Annotated in this window: 2 tRNA genes and 2 rRNA genes; all 4 read left to right on the top strand. The window is 40.5% G+C overall.

Features of this window, described 5'->3' with window-relative positions:
- Positions 1 to 119, top strand: a 16S ribosomal RNA gene (locus ND16A_RS0119825); the annotation flags it as partial.
- A 177-nt stretch (positions 120 to 296) separates the two neighbouring features.
- Positions 297 to 373, top strand: a tRNA-Ile gene (locus ND16A_RS00035).
- A gap of 134 nt (positions 374 to 507) precedes the next feature.
- A tRNA-Ala gene (locus ND16A_RS00040) sits at positions 508 to 583 on the top strand.
- A gap of 592 nt (positions 584 to 1,175) precedes the next feature.
- A 23S ribosomal RNA gene (locus ND16A_RS0119815) occupies positions 1,176 to 1,263 on the top strand; the annotation flags it as partial.

Raw genomic sequence — 1,263 nt, 5'->3', positions numbered from 1 at the left:
TTGCAAAAGAAGTAGCTAGTCTAACCTTCGGGGGGACGGTTACCACTTTGTGATTTATGACTGGGGTGAAGTCGTAACAAGGTAACCCTAGGGGAACCTGGGGTTGGATCACCTCCTTACCTTAAGTGAATTAGCTTAGTGCTGAGTGTTCACACAAATTGTATGATAACGAAAGATGAAGAAAATATAGGTCGCTCATGACCTTGTGATAGGTCTGTAGCTTAGATAGTTATTGCCCACCCCCTTTATATGAGTGGTGAGGTCGTGCCGACAACTGCGAGTGAGTGCCTTGTGATAGGTCTGTAGCTCAGCTGGTTAGAGCGCACCCCTGATAAGGGTGAGGTCGGTAGTTCAAGTCTACTCAGACCTACCAAATTAACGTTTTTACGACGTTATTTTATGACTCGTTTAAGAAGGCTAAACGTCGCCATAAAATGCCTTGTAAAAAGCATTAATTGTATTTTTTTAAATATGATTAAGAACGTTATTTACCATTGGTAAAACAATGGGGCTATAGCTCAGCTGGGAGAGCGCCTGCCTTGCACGCAGGAGGTCAGCAGTTCGATCCTGCTTAGCTCCACCATTTTTGATTTTTACGGCGTTATTTAATTACTTGTGTAGGCGAACTACACGGCGCAATTAAATGCCTTGTAAAAATACAAAAATATTTTCTTCGAATAAAGAAAGGCCAAATTTAAGTCATCCGATTTATAATCACGATGTTTTAAATTTGGTTTTTTACCAAAATCTTTGCCGAATGCGCGCACTGATTACATCTTTAACAATTTGGAAAGCTGATATTAAACCCGATAATTTGTGGTTACGACGTCCAATCGTAGCTGACTCTTTTATTAGAGAATCAAATTATCACGACAATCAACTTGTTGATTGTCAAAAAGAAGTATTGTTTACAATGCTTCAAATTATAACTGACGAAGTTAGTTATTCTTACTCAAGACACTCTATTGAGTGCGTGAAAATGTCAGACTTGCAACTTATCTCGGATTAGTCTCCGAGAATTCAAAACAGTCAATGCGATTTATTCAATTAAAACGTATTGCGCAGGGTTTTGGCATTTAGGCAAGGCGCTTTGAGCGTGGTGTAGCGTGCTACACGAGCGAAAAAGCAACGAAGCATAAATGACAAAAGACCAGCAAGACTTTTTGGGGTTGTATGGTTAAGTGACTAAGCGTATGTGGTGGATGCCTTGGCAGTTAGAGGCGATGAAGGACGTGTTAATCTGCGAAAAGCTGAGTTAAGCCG

This window comes from Thalassotalea sp. ND16A, assembly GCF_000764205.1.
GTDB lineage: Bacteria > Pseudomonadota > Gammaproteobacteria > Enterobacterales > Alteromonadaceae > Thalassotalea_A.
This window is presented reverse-complemented; position numbering and strand designations above follow the sequence as displayed.